General features: G+C 58.0%; 2 protein-coding genes. Both read right to left on the minus strand.

Annotation, left to right across the window (positions count from 1 at the left end; all coding sequences use genetic code 11):
* Positions 1 to 79: 79 nt before the first annotated feature.
* Positions 80 to 1,111 (minus strand): hypothetical protein, encoded by a 1,032-nt coding sequence (locus tag C8P69_RS23250; protein WP_146167453.1) that lies wholly within the window; start codon positions 1,109 to 1,111, stop codon positions 80 to 82.
* Position 1,112: 1 nt separating this feature from the next.
* Complete coding sequence (locus tag C8P69_RS23690; RefSeq protein WP_146167454.1) at positions 1,113 to 1,901, minus strand: hypothetical protein; 789 nt, start codon at positions 1,899 to 1,901, stop codon at positions 1,113 to 1,115.
* Between the last annotated feature and the right edge of the window lie 1,160 nt (positions 1,902 to 3,061).

Below are 3,061 nucleotides of genomic sequence, written 5' to 3' on the forward strand. Positions count from 1 at the left end.
GAGCGCTGGGCTACCGTTCCCCGCGCGAGTTCATCGCATCACGAGCAAACGAAACTACGGTGGCGATCGCGTCCGATAATTAAGGGGCTACAACAAGCTGAGGCTTCTCCGAGCCTGCCGACTCTTCGGTGATCACGTACGTGTTCGTGTATTTCCAGTCGAACTCGACCCACTCCAGTGGTTCGCTGGCACTCGAGCCTTTGCCATCCAACCGGTAGAGCGCGCGAGCACGATGGCGACCTTTAGTGAACGCAGCAACTTCGGCTCCGTCCAGCCGGCCGATCCTGTCATAGATCGTCGACAGCGAAGGCACTTTCAGGTTTGTGCCGTTCTTCGCGTTAAACTCGTCGATCCGTCCATTGATGTCGGCCTGAAGGTCGGATGCGGTGATGCCAAGGGGCTGGTACATCAGGTCCAGCATGCTGGCGTTGATGATGTCCTCAACGTGGGGATCCAGGCGCTCGGGATGAACGCAGATCGCTCGGCCATCCAAAAGGAGATGTTCGCACACCTTATCCGCCTCGCGAACAAGACAGACCTGTTTGCGCAGGGTTCGCCAGTCGGGTGGCATCACGTCGCCAATCTCGGCGGCAACAAGCGTGATCAGTTCCGACAAATTGGCGGGCCGCTCGCCGCTCTGCGGAAGCTGAGGCGGAGTGCCGTCCTTCGGTCCATTTATGGGCAGCAGACCCAAGCCTAAACCTTGGCGCTCTCGGTCTTCTTGCCGAAGTCGCTCAAGGTAGATTTTCCGCTTTTCGGCCTTCGTTCGGCTTTTTTCAGAAACGCTCGCAAGCACAGTCGCCGGGTCCAGGTCCGTCGCGACTTTCGCTCGGACGTATCCTTCGGAAAGCGGCAGAGTTATGTGGCCCTCGACGAAAAGCCGGTGCAGGCGGTTGCAACTGACCGCAACCGGCGCAGCACCGTCAGCGCGAAGCTCAACTCGCCCGTCAACGTACTGCTCCCGAAATTGGTACAGCGTATCGACGACACGGATCCTTTGACCCCGCTTCATTCGAAAGGGAAGGCGGTCAGAAGGCTTGTGATCGTCAACAGCAGGCCAAGGCGCGCGGAGGTCGGCCGGTTCGGGCTTGGAATCCTGTTTGGACGGCATGTCAAAACTCTCCCGCGGACAGCCAAGGCGGAGCAACTGAGGACGGGCCCTTCCTTAGGGCTGTGGTTGCGGAAGGCACGCCGGCATAGAGGTCAATTGCGCAAAACCCTTGGGCATGAAGCGCACACAGATCGCGTCGCAGATGATCGTCGAACTCAAGGCCCAGGCGGGTCGCGAGTTCTCCGCCCGATATGGCTGTCCCGCTCGGCAGACTGTTGAGAATTGAGCGCCTTCGCTTGTCGCTGACTGAACGAAGACGGTTGCGGAAAACCCACTTTACGCCATCTGCAAACGCGCCGTCGTAAAGGGCCGTCGCTGGAGCGAGTTCGTACCGATACCCCGCTGCCTCATAGCAATCGGCGATAGCCCGGAAGCGCGCGACCTCAACCGGATCATTCATCGCGGTTTGGGACTTCGCCTCCATTCGGCGCTCGCCCCAAGCGTCTTTCAAAAGAAAATCCGGGAAATGCTTGTATTTTTTACCCCCGATCAGAATGATCGCAGTTTCAGGCTGTGCCTTCACATACGACGGACGACGCGTAGCCCATTCCGCAATGATCGCAAGACGCTCCGTGGCGCCTTCATAATAAGTGGCAATCCCTGGGGCACAGACGAAGCCTATCTCGCCCACGGCATCGAACGGCCATTTCGGCCGAGCTGGTGCTTCGGGCGTACTGGGTATGATTTCGACCAAAGTAGCTTCCTGGCTCCAGAAGGCCTCTGTTCGCGATGCGGGGGGCGGAGGCTTCACGGGCAGCAGCGAGCGGCCAATTCGCGAGGTGAGTTTCACGGCTTGTTGGCTCCGACAGAGTTGTCGTTCGCGGGCTCCACAACCCGCGCTCCGGAAGCCAATGCCGGCAAGTAGTAAATGGCGGGCAAAGCCCGGCGCCTGACGCCGATAGTGTCGTTCAGATTGGTAACTGATGATAGAACAAGGCTATTGGAGGTCGAACCGTTCGGGAGGCGGTTGGATGGGTCCCCGTCCTCATGCGAAAGGCATGTGGCCGGCGCTACAATGGCGATGGAGTTGAGGTCGTTTGCGTCGTTCATTTTCGCTCGCAGTCGCCCTTGGAGACTGACGCGCTTGACTAAAGCCGGGCTCTAGTGCATAACGACAACAGCTCCAAAGACATGTCTTTGAAGTTTGAATTGACCAACCCCTCGGTTTCCAAGGCCTTCCAGGGTTGGTCAACTCGATGCATCAGGTAGCGCTCGTTGCCATTCCGAAGAGGTTTGGTGCCGGGCGTTTTCCTGCTTGGTTTTCAGGCCAAGCCTTCCCATTAGATAGCATCGTTCCGCGAAAGTCCATGGAGCCCGGCCAAGATTCTGGGTGTTGTTGCCGTTGGATCGCTAGGAATGAGCCGGCGGGCAAGACGAAAGGACCAGCCAAGTGCTTGTTGCCACGATCCACCCCGCTAGAAATAAGCGCCTGAAAAATCAACAGAAATCGGATTGCTGTTGAGGGCTCGTTTCTCGCGAAATTGTCGGTTTACGCTTTGCTAACTATACTTGAATTCCACGTTCGATTGGCTCTAGTCAAAGCGCTGTTGTCGTGTTTAGCCACCCGAACTCGATCCGTTGACAAGGGGTACGGCGCGGCGCTGCATCCAGTGTGGCTGCGTCACAACCCGGCTGTTGTCCGACAGCAGCCAAAGCTGCATCGATAGTGGATCGTCGATCTGTAAGCTAGGAATCGACGCTTCAGAATAGAGGCGTCATGTAGGTATGAGCGATCGACATTGCCCTTAGCGTCTCTACCGCGTCGTGCAGCGAGAGAGGAGCCGCTATTGGGCCGAGGCTGTGTGAGAACGTTCAGCGCTTGGACGCCGCGGGCTCGCCGGTTGTTAGAGAACAGACGAGCGGTTCATGCTCTGATGGCCCTGAGGATCGGAGCCACGCCCACAACAGCGATTGCCCGCTTCATATTGTAGGCCAGGATCGCCAGGCTTG

It is taken from the genome of Phreatobacter oligotrophus, from assembly GCF_003046185.1.
Classification (GTDB): Bacteria; Pseudomonadota; Alphaproteobacteria; order Rhizobiales; family Phreatobacteraceae; genus Phreatobacter; species Phreatobacter oligotrophus.